17 protein-coding genes and 2 tRNA genes are annotated in these 15,973 nt (G+C 25.5%); 6 read left to right on the forward strand and 13 right to left on the reverse strand.

The genetic code is table 11. The annotated features are described in order from the left end of the window. Positions 1 to 26 precede the first annotated feature (26 nt). The 3 genes from F754_RS0103460 to F754_RS0103470 are packed head-to-tail and all read left to right on the forward strand — an operon-like array spanning position 27 to position 2,256. Positions 27 to 524, forward strand: a complete 498-nt coding sequence (locus F754_RS0103460) for a zinc-ribbon domain-containing protein (protein ID WP_082254666.1) — start codon at positions 27 to 29, stop codon at positions 522 to 524. A 7-nt stretch (positions 525 to 531) separates the two neighbouring features. Then, entirely contained in the window at positions 532 to 1,704 is a 1,173-nt protein-coding gene (gene nhaA, locus F754_RS0103465; protein WP_023648524.1) for a Na+/H+ antiporter NhaA, read from the forward strand. A 42-nt stretch (positions 1,705 to 1,746) separates the two neighbouring features. After that, complete coding sequence (locus F754_RS0103470; RefSeq protein ID WP_034391205.1) at positions 1,747 to 2,256, forward strand: glutathione peroxidase; 510 nt, start codon at positions 1,747 to 1,749, stop codon at positions 2,254 to 2,256. Here F754_RS0103470 and F754_RS0103475 read toward each other — a convergent pair. Genes F754_RS0103475 through rarD form a run of 9 tightly spaced genes read right to left on the reverse strand, consistent with a single transcriptional unit; the run spans position 2,251 to position 10,611 of the window. Continuing rightward, a complete protein-coding gene (locus F754_RS0103475) occupies positions 2,251 to 3,021 on the reverse strand; it encodes an MBL fold metallo-hydrolase (RefSeq protein ID WP_023648526.1) in 771 nt (256 codons plus the stop codon). The genes F754_RS0103470 and F754_RS0103475 overlap by 6 nt on opposite strands. Positions 3,022 to 3,028: 7 nt before the next feature. Beyond that, the gene (locus F754_RS0103480; protein ID WP_023648527.1) at positions 3,029 to 3,790 is read right to left on the reverse strand and encodes a TatD family hydrolase; all 762 of its coding nucleotides are present in this window, start codon (positions 3,788 to 3,790) and stop codon (positions 3,029 to 3,031) included. Beyond that, positions 3,783 to 5,324, reverse strand: a complete 1,542-nt coding sequence (locus F754_RS0103485; protein ID WP_023648528.1) for a methionine--tRNA ligase — start codon at positions 5,322 to 5,324, stop codon at positions 3,783 to 3,785. Before F754_RS0103485 ends, F754_RS0103480 begins: the two co-directional genes overlap by 8 nt. Beyond that, complete coding sequence (locus tag F754_RS0103490) at positions 5,317 to 6,246, reverse strand: AAA family ATPase (RefSeq protein ID WP_023648529.1); 930 nt, start codon at positions 6,244 to 6,246, stop codon at positions 5,317 to 5,319. Before F754_RS0103490 ends, F754_RS0103485 begins: the two co-directional genes overlap by 8 nt. Continuing rightward, complete coding sequence (tmk, locus tag F754_RS0103495) at positions 6,243 to 6,857, reverse strand: dTMP kinase (RefSeq protein WP_023648530.1); 615 nt, start codon at positions 6,855 to 6,857, stop codon at positions 6,243 to 6,245. Before tmk ends, F754_RS0103490 begins: the two co-directional genes overlap by 4 nt. Next, positions 6,850 to 8,001 (reverse strand): D-alanyl-D-alanine carboxypeptidase, encoded by a 1,152-nt coding sequence (locus F754_RS0103500; protein WP_023648531.1) that lies wholly within the window; start codon positions 7,999 to 8,001, stop codon positions 6,850 to 6,852. Before F754_RS0103500 ends, tmk begins: the two co-directional genes overlap by 8 nt. Then, complete coding sequence (locus F754_RS0103505; RefSeq protein ID WP_023648532.1) at positions 7,994 to 8,755, reverse strand: hypothetical protein; 762 nt, start codon at positions 8,753 to 8,755, stop codon at positions 7,994 to 7,996. The genes F754_RS0103500 and F754_RS0103505 overlap by 8 nt, the downstream gene beginning before the upstream one ends. Next, complete coding sequence (locus F754_RS0103510; RefSeq protein WP_023648533.1) at positions 8,745 to 9,746, reverse strand: lytic murein transglycosylase; 1,002 nt, start codon at positions 9,744 to 9,746, stop codon at positions 8,745 to 8,747. Before F754_RS0103510 ends, F754_RS0103505 begins: the two co-directional genes overlap by 11 nt. Beyond that, on the reverse strand, positions 9,733 to 10,611 hold the full coding sequence (gene rarD / locus F754_RS0103515; protein ID WP_023648534.1) for an EamA family transporter RarD: 879 nt from the start codon (positions 10,609 to 10,611) through the stop codon (positions 9,733 to 9,735). The genes F754_RS0103510 and rarD overlap by 14 nt, the downstream gene beginning before the upstream one ends. A gap of 87 nt (positions 10,612 to 10,698) precedes the next feature. Between rarD and F754_RS0103520 the strand changes: the two genes are divergently transcribed. After that, a tRNA-Ser gene (locus F754_RS0103520) sits at positions 10,699 to 10,788 on the forward strand. A gap of 6 nt (positions 10,789 to 10,794) precedes the next feature. On the opposite strand, the gene F754_RS0103525 is transcribed toward F754_RS0103520, so the two are convergent. Further along, positions 10,795 to 11,061, reverse strand: a complete 267-nt coding sequence (locus tag F754_RS0103525; RefSeq protein WP_023648535.1) for a succinate dehydrogenase assembly factor 2 — start codon at positions 11,059 to 11,061, stop codon at positions 10,795 to 10,797. 22 nt (positions 11,062 to 11,083) lie between these two features. Here F754_RS0103525 and recG point away from each other — a divergent pair, with 22 nt between their 5' ends. Next, positions 11,084 to 13,135 carry an ATP-dependent DNA helicase RecG gene (gene recG, locus F754_RS0103530; protein WP_023648536.1) on the forward strand — a complete coding sequence of 684 codons (2,052 nt, stop codon included), beginning with the start codon at positions 11,084 to 11,086 and terminating at the stop codon, positions 13,133 to 13,135. On the opposite strand, the gene F754_RS0103535 is transcribed toward recG, so the two are convergent. Further along, positions 13,132 to 13,749 carry a DUF502 domain-containing protein gene (locus F754_RS0103535; protein WP_023648537.1) on the reverse strand — a complete coding sequence of 206 codons (618 nt, stop codon included), beginning with the start codon at positions 13,747 to 13,749 and terminating at the stop codon, positions 13,132 to 13,134. The genes recG and F754_RS0103535 overlap by 4 nt on opposite strands. A 113-nt stretch (positions 13,750 to 13,862) precedes the next feature. Here F754_RS0103535 and F754_RS0103540 point away from each other — a divergent pair, with 113 nt between their 5' ends. After that, a complete protein-coding gene (locus F754_RS0103540) occupies positions 13,863 to 14,687 on the forward strand; it encodes a M48 family metalloprotease (protein WP_023648538.1) in 825 nt (274 codons plus the stop codon). Positions 14,688 to 14,700: 13 nt separating this feature from the next. Here the strand turns inward: F754_RS0103540 and F754_RS0103545 are convergent. Together F754_RS0103545 and tgt are read right to left on the reverse strand one after the other, a co-directional pair. Continuing rightward, a tRNA-Lys gene (locus tag F754_RS0103545) sits at positions 14,701 to 14,776 on the reverse strand. An 84-nt stretch (positions 14,777 to 14,860) separates the two neighbouring features. Further along, positions 14,861 to 15,973: a tRNA guanosine(34) transglycosylase Tgt gene (tgt, locus tag F754_RS0103550; protein WP_023648539.1), complete on the reverse strand. Its 1,113-nt coding sequence runs from the start codon at positions 15,971 to 15,973 to the stop codon at positions 14,861 to 14,863.

Raw genomic sequence — 15,973 nt, forward strand, 5'->3', positions numbered from 1 at the left:
AAATTTCATATAAATCTGATATATAAATGAGCATGATTATTACCTGCCCTAATTGTAATAAACAATTTAAAATTGATCCCTCTTTAATACCTTTAGAGGGAAGAGATTTAAAATGTGGTTCTTGTGGTCACGTTTGGTTTTATAATAAAGATAAAAATAATGGAGGTACATTATCTTTAAAAGAAGATAATATAAATAATCAGGATAAATCAGTTATTGTTGATGAAAATATAGAGCAAATAATTGATAAAAAAGAACCTCTATCTCAAAATAAAATTGGAGATAAAAATGATAAAAAAATCAATAAAACAAAAATTTACCCAAACAATAACAAAAAAGGAAATTTGGTTGGGAAATTTTTTTCATATTTAGTTGTATTTATAATATCTTTTGTAGCGCTAATTATCTTATTAGATACTTTGAAAACACCTTTAGCTAGTATTTTTCCAGGCTTAGAGATTATTTTATTTAACCTATTTGAGATATTGAAAGATATAAAACTTTTTATTATAGACTTATATTAATTTTATTATGATTAATTATATATCAAAACCTTTTAAATGGTTTTTTAAACTAGAAGCTGCAAGTGGTTTAGTTTTATTATTTGCAGCTATTATTGCTTTGGTTATTAGTAACTCTGAATTATCTGAGATATATTTTTCAACATTAAATGAATATTTATTTATTGGTGTAAATAATTTTGGATTAAAATTATCTGTTTTACATTGGATAAATGACGCCTTGATGGCTATATTTTTTTTCTTTGTAACCTTAGAAATTAAAAGAGAATTTTTACAAGGGGAACTTTCAAATACTAAACAAGCTTTACTTCCAATTATAGCGGCTGTAGGTGGAATGTTGGTGCCAGCTTTAATTTATGTATACATAAATCTAGGAGATTCTGAAACTTTAAACGGTTGGGCCATACCCTCTGCAACAGATATAGCATTTTCTTTAGGTGTTTTATCTTTACTTGGTAAAAGAGTTCCTTTGTCCTTAAAAGTATTTTTGACAGCACTAGCAATAATAGATGACTTAGGGGCTATTGTAATTATAGCACTTTTTTATTCTGGAGATTTAAGTATTAAATACTTAAGTCTTATGTTGCTTGCTTTTATTGCACTATTAGTAATTAATAAATTTAATGTCAAAAAATTCTTACCTTATTTAGTTATTGGATTGTTTCTTTGGGATTTTACTCACAACTCGGGTATCCATGCAACTATTGCCGGTGTTTTATTAGCAATGACAATACCTCATAGAAAAAAAGAAAAAGATTTTTCTTTATTAATTAAAATTGAACATGCAATAAGTCCTTATGTAGCTTTTGGAATCATGCCATTATTTGCATTTGCTAATGCAGGTGTTTCCTTAGAGGGATTAACTTTAAGTTCATTATTAAACAAAGTACCGTTAGGAATTTTATTGGGTCTTTTTGTGGGAAAACAGTTAGGTGTTTTTATATTTTCTTATATCTCTATAAAATTAAAAATAGCTCAAATGCCAAATGACTCAAACTGGTTTAATTTTTATGGTGTTGGAGTATTAACTGGTATTGGTTTTACTATGAGCCTTTTTGTTGGTAATTTAGCTTTTGTGGAAAATATGCAGTATATGGATGGAGTCAAAATTGGTGTGTTAACAGGATCTTTACTATCTACTTTATTTGGTTATTTCCTTATACTCCTTACTCCAAATAAATAAGTTAAAATGAATAAACTAAAACTAATAGGATTAATTATAATTATGTTTTTTTTTAAAAATTCTTTAAGTGCTAATTATGAAAAAATTTTTTATGATTTTAAAATTGAAAGTATTTCTGGTGAAGTAATTGATTTTAAAGATTACAAAAATAAAGTTGTTTTACTAGTTAATACAGCAAGTTACTGCGGATTTACTAAACAATACGACGAGTTACAAGAATTGTGGGATTTATATAAAACTAAGGGATTAATTGTACTTGGAGTCCCATCAAATTCATTTAATCAGGAAGAAAAAAATAATACTGATGTTAAAAAATTTTGTGAGATGAATTTTAATATTAATTTTCCTTTAACAAGCATAACAGAAGTCAAGGGATCAGATGCACATGAGATATTTCTATGGGCAAAAGATAACCATGGTAAATCAGCAGTTCCGAAGTGGAATTTTCATAAATTGTTAATCGATAAAAATGGAAAAATTAATGATACCTTTGCATCATTTACTAAGCCAATGTCTAAAAAGATAATAAATAAGATAGAGAAACTTTTATAATTTAATAGTCAGTCCATCATGAGCAGGAATAACATTTTTAGGTAAAAGTTTTTTTATTATTCTATAATCTAGAACAGGTGATAAATTTGTCAAAATAGCATTTTTTGGTTTAAACTTTTTTATTAGATTTAATGATGTCTCTAAATTAAAATGTGATGGATGATAATCATACCATAGACAATCAATTATTAGATAATTAAGATTTTTAAAATCTTTATAGTCCTTATTATATATTCTGCTTACATCACTTATATAAGCTAATTTTTTGTCAATAATAAAGCAATTAGACTTAACCTTTCCATGCTCAACAATTATAGACTTTATCTTAATTTTTTTGTTATTATTTTTTGTAATCATTTTTTTTTGTAATTTTTTTAATTTTAAAGTAGCTGGGTACTCTTTTGAATAACTATTAAAAATATACGAAAAGGAATGTTTTAAATATTTAGATGTATTTATGTCAGCATAAACGTTAATTTGTTTTTTGCTATTTATATAAAAAGATCTTAAATCATTTATACCATGTGTTTGATCCCCATGCATATGAGAATAAAGAACTCTATCAATTTTTTTAACGTTATGTCTTAAAAGTTGTTGACGTAAATCTGGAGAAGTATCAATTAATATATTTTCTTCACTTGTTTTGATTAAAGCAGAACATCTAGTTCTATAATTTTTTTTATTTTTAGGATCACAATTTCCAAAAAAACCATCTGGTCTTGGTACGCCCATTGAACTCCCACAACCAAGTATAATAAATTTCATAAGTATCTTAGTTAAAAAAAAGTCTGTTAAAATTATTTGTAGTAATTCTAATTAGTTCTGATTTAGATATATTTTTGATTTCAGCAAGTTTTGCTGCAGTAAAATCAATAAAAGAGGGTTCATTTTTTTTTCCTCTATTTGGTACTGGTGCTAAAAAAGGACTATCTGTCTCTATTAAGACTTTATCTAATGGTAATGATTTAAAGGTTTCTTGCAAATCATTTGATTTTTTGAAAGTAATGATACCACTAGCTGAAAAATATGAATTTAGAGTTAATAGTTTTTCAGAAAATTGTTTAGAACCAGTAAAACAATGCATTAAGATTTTAATATTTTGATTTTTATATTGATTTAGTATTTCAAAAGTTTCTTTTTCTGCGTCTCTAGAATGAACAATTAGTGGCTTATTAGTTTCTATAGAAGCTTCTATATGTTGTTTAAAACTAGAAATTTGTTTTTCTTTTTCACTATTATTGTAATAAAAATCTAACCCTGTCTCTCCTATTCCAATTATCTTAGAGTGTTCTCTTAAATCTTTAATTATTTCTTTAGATGTAATTATATCCTTTGAACTTTCATGTGGGTGAATACCAATTGTACCATATATCATTTCATCAATTTTAATTAGTTCTTTAATTCTTGAAAAACTTTCTAATGAAGTTGATATTGTTAATAACTTTTCTATACCAACATCTTTTGATCTTTGAATAACATTTTTTAAATCACTAAATAATGGTTCATGATCTAAATGACAGTGAGAATCAATCATTTTTTTTTTCTATCTTTTTAAAAAGTATATCTATCTTGTTGATATCTTTACCTTTAGTTAAAAATTCATTATCTGATATAGTTTCTAGTTCTATATCCGATTGAGTTAAATTAAATATTTTTAAAGCTTTTAAAGAAGACTCAGGGATTATTGGGTTTAATAAAAAACTTATTTTTCTGACAATTTCTAAAGTTGTATAAACGATAGTATTTAATCGGACTAGATTATCTTTTTTATTCCATGGTTCTTGATCATTGAAATATTTGTTAGCTTCAAAGAGTGAATTAACAATATAATCAATATAAAAATTGATATTTTGTTCATCAATTTTTGATCTTATTTTATCTAAATTAACTTTATATTTATTCAATATAATTAAATCGTCTTTTTGAAATTCAATCTCAGAAGGAATTTTTCCATTACAATTTTTAATAGCAAATGTTGTAACACGTTGACACAAATTTCCAAAATTATTTGCAAGATCGCTATTTATACAATTTTCAAGTCTCTCTTGTGAAATATTTCCATCATTACCAAAAGATACTTCTTTGATTAAATAATATCGCAAAGGATCTAACCCGTATTCATTAATTATTTCGATTGGATCTAAAATATTTCCTTTAGATTTAGACATTTTTTCGTCTCCAGAAAGAATCCAACCATGACCAAAAACTCGTAACGGTAATTCTATTTTAGTTGCTAATAGAAAAGCTGGCCAATACACAGCGTGAAATCTCAAAATATCTTTACCAATTAAATGTATTGATGCAGGCCAAAAATTTTTAAATAATTTATCATTTGTGTTAGGATAATTTAATGCACTTAAATAATTTGTTAAAGCGTCAAGCCAAACATAAATTACATGATCTTTATTATTAGGTACTTTTATTCCCCAAGAAAAACTTTTTCTACTTACAGATAAATCTTTTAAACCACTTTTTACAAAACTAATAACTTCATTTTTTCTAGACTCTGGTGCAATAAAATTAGGATGTGATTCATAATAATCAAGTAAAGGTTTTTCCCATTTAGATAATCGAAAAAAGTAAGACTCCTCCTCTATCCATTCAACAGGTGATTTTGAAGAAATAGATCTTTTAACGCCATTAAATTCTTCTATTTCATCTTCATTATAAAATGCTTCATCAGATACTGAATACCAGCCAGAATATTTTGATAAATAAATATCATCATTTTTTTCAAGCTCATTCCATAAATGTTGAACAGTTTTTTTATGTCTCTCTTCAGTAGTCCTAATAAAATCTGTATTAGTTAAATTTAGTGTTTGTGAAAGATCTCTAAATGTTTGACTGATTTGATTGCAAAATTCTAAAGGGTCAATATTTTGTTTTTCTGCAGAACGTTGTATTTTTAACCCATGTTCGTCTGTACCAGTTAAAAATTGAACATCAAATCCATCAATTCTTTTAAATCTTGCAAAAAAGTCAGCTATAATGCTTGAGTAAGCATGCCCCATATGTGGTTTGGCTGAAGGATAATAAATCGGTGTAGTTATATAAAACGTTTTATCCATTTAACACCATATCTTCAAATTCCATTAATAGATTTTCATCATCTAGGTTAAAAATTTTTGTATTTGAAATTTTTTTTAAAAAATAATTTTGTATTTTTAAAAGTTTAATATTTTTAACTGACACATTCTTCCTAAAATAGACTTCTATTAATGAATATAATAAATACTTAATATATTGATCTTTTTTATATTTTTTTTCTTTTATAATTTTTTTTATTAAATCTTTTAAATTAATTTCTCTTAAATCAAAATCATTTTTATTAGCAAAATCTAATAAACTCAATATTGATCCTGGTGTTCCATAATTATTTATCATTTGATCATGAATTGAATCAATAAAATTTTCACCTAAAATTTTATTTGTAATATCAAATGATTGATTTGAGGTAAGGTGAATATTGTAATTAAGACATCTGGATTTAAGTGTTGGTAGTATTTTCTTGTTATTATTAATTAATATAAAATATATATTATCGTTTGGTTCCTCGAGTATTTTTAATAAAGCATTGACCGAATTAATATTTAAAAGTTCAATATTATCTATAAGTACAATTCTTGGTTTTGTGTTAAAAGATGATTTATTTAATGTTAAAATCAAATTTCTAATTTGATTAATATCAATATTTTTTTTATCGTCTTCTATATCAATTAAAATAAAGTTTGGATTAGATTTGTTCAGAATTAACTTAAATGATTTATTATTATGATTAATAATAAAATTTTTAACATCATATGAATGGTCCTCATCAATGGATAGGATGTAATTAATAATGTGATATCCTAATGTAGATTTACCAATTCCTTTTTCACCAGATAATAATATCTTATTGGGGAGTTTTTTTTTTTTATAAAGATTAATAAAATTATTAAATTCAGAGTGATGACCGTATAAGAATAATTGACTAACCGGATTTAGATTCATTTTATCAATTTATCAATTTTTTTTAAAATCAATTTTTCATTTTTATCAATTTCTAAATTTGAGTTTATTAACTGATATTTATTTTTTTGTTTTTTTGATAATTTGATAAATCCATTTTGAACTTTATTATAAAAAGACATTTTAAATTTATCATATCTATTTAATGCTTTTCTTTGTTTTAATCTTTTTTGAAGATTTTTTTGATTAACTATATTTAAAAAAGTAAAACCTACCTTAATATTTTTAAGCAAAGATTTATTTAAAGTTTCAATTAAATTTAAATCTACACCCATACCATAATACTGATATGCTATTGTAGAATCTGTAAATCTATCAATAAGTATTATTTTTTTATTAAATGATTTTTTTATAACATCTATATTTTCACTTCTTGCAGCCATATATAATAATAAATCAGTATTTTTATTGAAATTAGATTTGTTGTTTAAAATCAATTTTCTAATTTTTTCTGAATTAGAATTTCCACCTGGCTCTCTTATCTTTATATGATTAATTCTTTTTTTTTTAAGATATTTAGAAACAACAGAAATGTGGTGACTTTTTCCACTTCCCTCTATTCCTTCAAAAACTATAATTGGTTTATTAGACATCGCCCCAAATGAGATAATTAAGTGATTTTAATAATCTAGATACAAAATTTACTTTTTTAACTTCTTGTGAAGCATGTAAATCGTATTCACCAACTAACTCATCATTATAAACAACTTTTAAAATAGCAATTTTTTCATCCTTTTTAATCGGAGCTTCAACAGGGCCTTCATATTTAATAGAAACTTTTAGAAGTTTTTTTTTAGCTTTTTTAATAGTTTTGTAGATATCTTGATTTGTATAAACGTCAACTTTGTCAACTTTTCCCAGCCATACATCTACTTTTTCAAATGGTTCATTAGCCTTAGAAATATTGACGAGATCAAAATTAGTTAAACCGTAAGTGAGTAATTTTGAACTTTCTCTTGATCTAGAATTTTTTGAATTAAATCCACTTCCAACAGCAATCAATCTTCTACCATTTCTAATAATTGATGAAGCTAATGAGTATTTTTCAGCAGCTAAATATCCAGTTTTAATTCCGTCAGCACCTAATTTTTTATATAATAGAGGATTTCTATTACCTTGTGTTATCGGATCTCCTCCTGTTCTATTCCAAGTAAATTTTTTTTCTGAAAACATCTCATAAAATTTTGGATGTTTTTCAATTAAATATTTTGACATTTTTAAAATATCTCTAACAGTTGAGTAATTATCCGGATCACTTATACCTGATGAGTTAGAAAAGTTAGTATTTTCCATCCCTATTTCTTTTGCTTTTGAGGTCATTAAAATTGCAAACTCGTCTTCAGTACCAGCGATACCTTCTGCTAATGCTACGCAAGCGTCATTTCCAGAAGCAACTATTATACCTCTTAGTAAATTTTCCACTGATACCTCGTCACCCACCATAATAAACATTGAAGAATATCCTGAAGTAGATAACCGCCAAGCTCTTTCAGAAATTATAAATTTTTCATTTAATTTTAAATCCCCCGATTTAATCAAATCAAATGCAATTATTGATGTCATAATTTTGGTCATTGAAGCTGGATATATAGAAATATCAGGTTCTTTTTCGAATAAGATTTCACCTGAATAATAATCTTGTAAAATTGCAGTCTTAGCTTTAACATCGAGATTAGCATTAACTAATTGTGTATGAAAAAAACTAAGAAATAGTATTAAAAATAATTTTTTAAACATCTTTTAAAATCTCTATATTTTCAAAATTTAATAACTTTATTTCATTAAATGTGTGTTCTAATTTTTTTATATCATTAAACGGTCCTAATAATACCCTATATTTCGTATCAGTTATTGTTCTAATAATAGGATTCTTAATATTTGTTTCATTAATAATTCTATCTAGCATGATCTTAGCAGAGTCTTTATAATAAAAATCAGCAATCTTTATTGAGTATTTAAATATTTGATCTTTTGTAATTTCTTTTTTTGGTAAACTTGAATTACCCAAGTTGTCAATTTTAATACCATCAACAGGAGCTTTTTCTGCAACTTTTTTCTCTTCAGTAAAAGTTTTGGCTTTTTTTGCTATAAATACTGAATTTTGTGAGATTAAAACAATATCAATATAAGGTTCATTTAAATCTAAAAATAATTCTTCTGCTACTCTTAATGTTATTACACTATTATAAAAATCAGAAAATCTTGCTTTATTTGAAACAACTTCAGCGATTACTGTTTTTTGATTAATAGGATTTGTTATCTTGACAAAAGAATTTTTTTTTAAACTTTTGTGAAAAATTAATAAAGATCCATTGTTTATTTTTTTTGAGATTTTTTTTTCTTTTTTTAAAACATCGCTATAAACTAAAGCAAAACCTGTATTTGTATATTTTGTTACTAATTCTTGATTAATAATATTTTTTTTCAGATTTTTCTGCTCACAACTTGCTAAGAGTGTAAGGAATAATATAAATAAAATCTTATAATTCATTTTTTATTTTCTCCTTAAGCGTACATACGGCTAATGAAAATCTTAAAGATCTGTTCCATTGTAATATAATTTCATAATTATCAAAAACGATATAAGCTGGACTTAAATTTTTAGCGTCTGGTATAATATCTTTATCAGGTGTTACAATCGATGAAGTTAAATCGTCAAATTTTTTATCTAATATATCTTGATTTATTATATATTTTCTAAAATATTTTAAATTTTTTTTATTATGTATTTTTTTTGCTGAAACATTTAAATATTTATTTGGAATTTCGTTTGATAATTCTACCTTATAAAAACATGGCTCATTATTTTTCCATCCTATTTTATTTAAATAATTTGCTGCAGATGCATAGGCATCATCATTATTTTTTAAATCAATGTAACTATTTTTATCAAAATCTATAGCAAAGTTTTTCATCGTTGATGGCATAAATTGAAAATAACCAAATGCTCCTGCCCACGAACCATATAATGTTTTGTAATCAATTTGATTATTTTCTATTAACTTTAATAATATTATTAATTCTTTTGAAAAAAATTCTGATCTTCGTTTATCAAAACTTAAAGTCGCCAATGATGATATTATATCCATTTTACCAACATAAGTACCAAAGTTAGTCTCAATACCCATTAACGCTAAAAGAAGTTCTTTTTCAATATTGTAGAGATTTTCTACATTATCAATTAAATTTTTATTTTTTTCGTAAAAATCTTGTCCTTTAACAACTTTTTTAGATGATGTTCTTTTTGATATATATGTTTTTGTATCTTCATAAAATTCTGGTTGATATCTGTCGTACTTAATTACATTTGGTAGAAATTTTATGTTAGCCATAACTGTATCAAACGTTTTTTCAGAAATATCATTTTCTAAAGCAATCTTTTTAAAATTATCTTTCCATTTAAGAAAGTCAGATGGACTTTCTGAAAGTGATGGAGTAAAAATTAAAAATATAAATATTAATAAATAGTTAACCAGTTTCATAAAGATCCTTTAAATATATAATTACAGCAATCCAAATAAAAATAAAACTAACTAATTTTGCCAATGAAAATGGTTCATCATAATAAAAATAACCCAATAAAAATTGCAATGTTGGAGTAATATAAAAAATCATACCTGTTGGACCTAGTCCACACAACTCAACACCTCTAACATATAAAAATAATGGAATTACTGTCATTGGACCTGCCAAAAAAATAAACAACATCATTGGTGGATCAGATAACTTAAAATCATTAAGCCCATTTATAGAAATTAAGTAAAAAGTAACTATTGCAAATGGTAAAATATATAAACTTTCTATTAAAAGACCTATATCAGTGTCTATATCAATTTTTTTTCTTATTAGATTATAAAAACCCCAACTTAAGGCAACTATTATTCCTACCCACGGTAAAGACTTATAGCTAATCAATACCAAGTATAAAATCGATATAATCACTAATACTATAGATAATATTCTTTTCTTATTAAGTTTTTCTTTAAAAAAAATATAACCAAGCATTACACTTAAGATCGGCATCATAAAATATCCAAAGCTTGCATCAATTATTCTATTCGTTGCTATAGCATATATCCAAACAGCCCAATTGATAAAAATAAGAAAACCAGACAAGAATAAATAAAATAAATTTTTTTTACTTTTAATTATAGTAAAAAAAATATCCCACTTAGAAAAAAAAAAAGTTGTTATAATTAAAGTAAATGTAGTCCACAAACATCTATGAACAACTAATTCTACATGACCTATAAATGCAATATATTTAAAATAAAAAACTCCAAAAAAACCCCACCAAAAAGAACCAAATCCAGCTAAGAATAGTCCTTTATTAAACTCTTTATTCATAGGAATTAAACTGATTAATTAGTTATAGCTTTTATTAGACTATTTTATGGTTGAATTAAATAATTATAATAATAAAACACTCCTCACGGAAGGATGGCAGAGTGGTTGAATGCACCGGTCTTGAAAACCGGCAAAGGGGCAACTCTTTCCTGAGTTCGAATCTCAGTCCTTCCGCCACAAATTTTAATCTTCATTGTATTTAAAATTTTTAAATAAAGAATTAATGTAGTTTTCCTTGAATTTTAAATCACAATTCAAGCCATTATAGTAATTATACAAATTTGTATCATCTATATCTAATAATTTTTCTAAATCAGTAAGATCTTTAAGGCTTAATATTTCAATATATTTTTTTGTAAAAGATCCCAATAGTTTATCCATTTCTTTTGTACCACGATAATTAGATCGATAGATAATCTTTTTTTTTAATAGATCTATATTGAGAGTCATAAATATAATATATTATCTCTTTATGACTAATAAAAGTAATTATGAATATTTATTATCAGATTTAAGTAAACTTAAAGGTGTTGGGATCAAAACAACAAACTTATTAAAAAAAAAGAAAATTAATAATATTTTTGACTTAATATGGAAATTACCTAAATCCTATACAGACAGAAGCAAATCTACAAAAATTAAAGATTTGAAAATAGGTGAAAACCAAACGATTACTATTGTCCCTCTAAAATATTCTTTTCCTAGAATAAGAAATCTACCAAATAAAGTAAGTTGCAAGGATGAGACAGGTGAAATTGATTGTATTTTTTTTAATAGTTATGATGGATATGTAAGAAAAGTTCTTCCACTTGGAAAAGAAATTACTGTAAGTGGAAAAATTGGATTTTTTAGAAACAAATATCAACTCACTAATCCCAAATATATTTCTGAAGACTCATCACTTATAAAACAAAAACATAACACTTATTCATTAACAGAGGGTATTTCAGAAAAAATCTACAATAAAATTATTACTCAAATAATAACAAATCTCCCCATTCTAGATGAGTGGCATTCAAAGAATATTCAAAATAAATTTAAAAATATAAAATGGAATGAAGCTATTATTGAACTACATAAACCAGAGAATATTGAAAACTATAAAAAAAATTTTTATCAAAGACTGGCATTTGATGAGATTTTTTCAACCTTTCTTGTAAATTCTGAAATTAGAAAAAAAATTAAAAAAATTAAAAAAGAAAGTAAGTTTTTAGATAAAACAAAACAAAATAAAATAATTAAAAATTTAGAATTTTCATTAACTTATGATCAAAAAAAGACACTTGAAGAAATCAATAATGATCTTTCATCAACAAACAAAATGTTTAGGTTGCTTCAAGGTGATGTTGGAAGTGGAAAAACTATAGTATCTTTGCTTGCTGCCTACAATACTGTTAATTCTGGATTTCAAGTGGCTATAATGGCTCCAACAGAAATATTAGCAAGACAACATTTTAATTTTGCAAAAAAACTTTTTTCAAAACAAATTAATATAGAATTAATATCTGGTAAATCTGAATATAAAGCTAAAAAAGAAATTTTAAAAAAATTAGCAAATAACGAAATACATATAATTTTTGGAACACATGCTATTTTTCAAAAAAAAGTAAATTTTAAAAATTTAGGACTTATTATAATTGATGAGCAACATAAATTTGGTGTTAATCAAAGAAAACGATTATCTGATAAAGGTGGAAATAATTGCGATGTATTATTAATGACAGCAACTCCTATTCCAAGAACTTTAACTATGACTTTTTATGGAGATATGGATCTTTCAATTATAAAAGAAAAACCTAAATCTAGAAAACCTATTAAAACTTATAGTAAATTAGAAAATAAAATTGATGACGTTATTAAATTTATAAAAAAAGAGATAAAATTTGGAAATCAAATTTTTTGGGTGTGTCCGTTAATTGAGGAAAGTAAAAAATTAGACCATTCATCTGCTGTTAAGAAATTTGAGTACTTAAATAAATTGTTTCCAAATCAAGTATCTCTTTTACATGGCAAAACTGATTTAGAGGATAAAGAAATTATATTAGATAAATTTTTAAAGAAAGAATTTCAGATTTTAGTATCTACAACGATTATTGAGGTTGGTATAGATTTTCCTAATGCTAACGTAATAATAATTGAAAATGCAAATAAATTTGGATTATCACAATTACATCAACTAAGAGGTCGTGTTGGAAGAGGCGAAAAAGACTCATCTTGTATACTTATGTTCAGATCAAATTTAAGCGAAAATGCCAAAAAAAGAATTAATATATTAAAAGATTCTAATGATGGTTTTTACATTTCAGAAGAGGATATGAAAATAAGAGGATTTGGTGACATTTTAGGATTTAAACAAAGCGGAATTAAAAATTTTAAGTTAGCCGACCCAGTTCAAAATAGTGATCTTTTCCTTCTTGCTGAAAAAGAAATCAGAAGAATTGAAATGAATAATGAAGATATAAGTAAATTTAAACCACTTATAAAATTGTATGATAGAGCAGATATTATCAATGATATTGCCTAGGACTTGTTATTTGATGTTCCTGCAGAAACTATAAACTTAGACGCTTCTTCAAAAGTCATGTTTAAATATAAAACATCTTCAATTGGAAACATTAATAAAAATCCACTTGTAGGATTTGGTGTGGTTGGAACAAAAACATTAATGAGTTTTTTATTAGTTTTTTCTGCCATTTCACCATTATTTTCTTTAGTAGCAAATCCAACTGCCCAAACACCTTTTCTTGGGTACTCAATTAAAACAACACTTTTTTGATTATCATCTTTTTTAGAAAATGTTTCTGTCATTTGAACAATTGCTGAATAAACTGTTCTTAAAAAAGGAATTCTTTTAAACAGATCATCGATTAATTTTAAAATTCTTCTGCCAAAAAAAGATAGGGAAATTCCACCTACAAAAGTTATAAAAATAATTGAAATTAGAATTTCTACACCAGGGATATTAAAAGGAAGATAGCTATTAGGATTAATATTTTTAGGTAATATATTTGAAGATATACCAATTAAAATTTTGGTCAGGTATAGTGTAAATCCAATAGGTATTAGAACAACAACACCTGTAATAAAATAGTTTCTAAGAGTTAAAGATAAAGATTTTTTATTTGTATTTTTAGACATATGATCAATTAAAACTTGAGTAAATTACAAAAACTATTGCTATAATAAATAATATTAATAAAATTTTATTATTAAGATTCATAATTGAATGATATTATCAATTATATATGAAAATGAATAGAAGAAAATTTTTATCTTATGTTGGTTGTAGCTGTGGTAGTTTTATGCTTCCATCTTGTACTACTGCGCCAATAACTGAAAGAAAACAATTAAAAATTGTTTCCGAGTCTAAACTTAACGCACAGGCTGCTATGATTTTTGAAAAAATCAAAGATAAAGAAAAAATGAGTGATGATACAAAAACACTCAATGAAATTAAAGAAATTGGAAAAAAAATGGAAAATTCAATTTCAAAATATTTTGATAGAGAAAATTTAGATGATCCAACAAAAAATTTTGATTGGGAATATATTTTAATAGATAAAAAGAAAGTGCATAATGCTTGGTGCATGCCAGGTGGTAAAATAGCTGTTTATACAGGTATTTTAGATGCAACCAAAAATACTAATGGTCTTGCTGCTGTAATGGGTCATGAAATTGCTCATGCTGTTGCAAAGCACTCAGTTGAAAGAGCTAGTAGAGGAACTTTATTAAATGTTGGTACTAGAATTATTGACATAGCCAGTGGCGGAATTTTATCGGATATTAATAGAACGACAGGACAAAATACCGTTGGCTTATTGGCACAACTTGGAATTTTAAACCCTTTTAATAGAAAACAAGAAAGTGAGGCAGATTATCTTGGAATGATATTTTCCTCATTATCAGGTTATGATATTAGAGAGACAGTTAAAATTTGGGAGCGTATGAAAGAACTTAATAAAGGAAAAGAACCTCCAGAATTTATGAGTACACATCCTTCGTCTGATAATAGAATTAGAGATTTAAATGAAAAGATGAATGAAGTAATTTTAGACTATCCACCAATTAAAATTTAAACATTCAAGAAAATGGTGAGCCCTGATGGACTCGAACCATCGACCCATTCCTTAAAAGGGAATTGCTCTACCAACTGAGCTAAGGGCCCACATATATTCAAATTGAATAATTGTTATATACAGAATTATTCTAATTTTTCAAACGTCAAATTGAACTAAAACTTGAATATCTGCTACAACTTATCAATGTATTTGTCATGAAATTGATCAAAAGTACCTTCAGATATATTTTTTCTGATTGCTGACATTAATTCTTGATAAAAATTAATGTTATGAAGAGTTAAAAGCATAGATGCAAGAATTTCATTAGTATTAAATAAATGGTTTAAATAGTTTTTTGAGTATTTATTAAGGTTTAAATTACTACAATTAGTATCAAGTGGAGTATTATCAGTTTGGTATTTATTATTTTTTATATTTATCCTTCCATCCCATGTAAAAGCTAACCCTGTTCTTCCTGACCTTGTAGGTAATACACAATCAAACATATCAATACCTCTTTTTACAGCACCAATTATATCTGATGGCGTTCCTACACCCATTAAATAATGCGGTTTTTCTTCTGGAAGATGTTTTTTAATATCGTCTAACACTCTAAACATTTCATTTTGTGACTCACCTACTGCTAGTCCACCCATTGCATAACCATCAAAGCCAATTTTGGTCAATTCAGTTAGTGATTGAATTCTAAGATCTTTAAATAACCCACCTTGAATAATTCCAAAGAGAGCCTTATGTGGGTTTTGACCAAAAGCTTTTTTTGATCTTTCTGCCCAATATAAAGATAAGTTCATTGATTTTTTTATCAATTCATAATCATCAGATTTTCTGGGACACTCATCCATGATCATAATAATATCTGAGTTAAGTCCTAATTGAATTCTAATACTTTCTTCAGGACTTAAATAAAATTTTTTACCATCAACGTGTGAATTAAAAATAGCACCCTTTTCTCTATCAATTTTATTAAGTTTAGATAAAGACATAACTTGGAACCCACCAGAGTCTGTAAGTATTGGTAAATCACAATTCATAAAATTATGAAGTCCACCAGCTGACTGAACTCTATCTACACCTGGTCTTATCATTAAATGATAAGTATTAGACAATATTATTTCTGATCCAGTTTTTTTAATATCATCAATGGTACAAGCTTTTACAGTTGCTTGAGTACCAACGGGCATAAAAGCAGGCGTATTAATATTACCTCTATGAGTTTCAATTAAACCAGACCTTGCAAATTTATCTTTTTTTAAAACTTTAAAGGCAAAATCTTTTAATGCCAT

Origin of the sequence: Candidatus Pelagibacter ubique HTCC8051 (genome assembly GCF_000472605.1) — a bacterium.
GTDB lineage: Bacteria > Pseudomonadota > Alphaproteobacteria > Pelagibacterales > Pelagibacteraceae > Pelagibacter > Pelagibacter communis_B.

Excerpts from the sequence above, each read along its gene's own strand:
- F754_RS0103505 (WP_023648532.1), bottom strand. The coding sequence starts at position 8,755 with ATGAATTATAAGATTTTATTTATATTATTCCTTACACTCTTAGCAAGT.
- F754_RS0103525 (WP_023648535.1), bottom strand. The coding sequence starts at position 11,061 with ATGACTCTCAATATAGATCTATTAAAAAAAAAGATTATCTATCGATCT.
- F754_RS0103540 (WP_023648538.1), top strand. The coding sequence starts at position 13,863 with ATGAATAGAAGAAAATTTTTATCTTATGTTGGTTGTAGCTGTGGTAGT.
- rarD (WP_023648534.1), bottom strand. The coding sequence starts at position 10,611 with ATGAATAAAGAGTTTAATAAAGGACTATTCTTAGCTGGATTTGGTTCT.
- F754_RS0103490 (WP_023648529.1), bottom strand. The coding sequence starts at position 6,246 with ATGAATCTAAATCCGGTTAGTCAATTATTCTTATACGGTCATCACTCT.
- F754_RS0103500 (WP_023648531.1), bottom strand. The coding sequence starts at position 8,001 with ATGTTTAAAAAATTATTTTTAATACTATTTCTTAGTTTTTTTCATACA.
- nhaA (WP_023648524.1), top strand. The coding sequence starts at position 532 with ATGATTAATTATATATCAAAACCTTTTAAATGGTTTTTTAAACTAGAA.
- F754_RS0103535 (WP_023648537.1), bottom strand. The coding sequence starts at position 13,749 with ATGTCTAAAAATACAAATAAAAAATCTTTATCTTTAACTCTTAGAAAC.
- F754_RS0103480 (WP_023648527.1), bottom strand. The coding sequence starts at position 3,790 with ATGATTGATTCTCACTGTCATTTAGATCATGAACCATTATTTAGTGAT.
- F754_RS0103470 (WP_034391205.1), top strand. The coding sequence starts at position 1,747 with ATGTTTTTTTTTAAAAATTCTTTAAGTGCTAATTATGAAAAAATTTTT.
- recG (WP_023648536.1), top strand. The coding sequence starts at position 11,084 with ATGACTAATAAAAGTAATTATGAATATTTATTATCAGATTTAAGTAAA.
- F754_RS0103475 (WP_023648526.1), bottom strand. The coding sequence starts at position 3,021 with ATGAAATTTATTATACTTGGTTGTGGGAGTTCAATGGGCGTACCAAGA.
- tmk (WP_023648530.1), bottom strand. The coding sequence starts at position 6,857 with ATGTCTAATAAACCAATTATAGTTTTTGAAGGAATAGAGGGAAGTGGA.
- F754_RS0103485 (WP_023648528.1), bottom strand. The coding sequence starts at position 5,324 with ATGGATAAAACGTTTTATATAACTACACCGATTTATTATCCTTCAGCC.
- F754_RS0103460 (WP_082254666.1), top strand. The coding sequence starts at position 27 with ATGAGCATGATTATTACCTGCCCTAATTGTAATAAACAATTTAAAATT.
- tgt (WP_023648539.1), bottom strand. The coding sequence starts at position 15,973 with ATGGCATTAAAAGATTTTGCCTTTAAAGTTTTAAAAAAAGATAAATTT.
- F754_RS0103510 (WP_023648533.1), bottom strand. The coding sequence starts at position 9,746 with ATGAAACTGGTTAACTATTTATTAATATTTATATTTTTAATTTTTACT.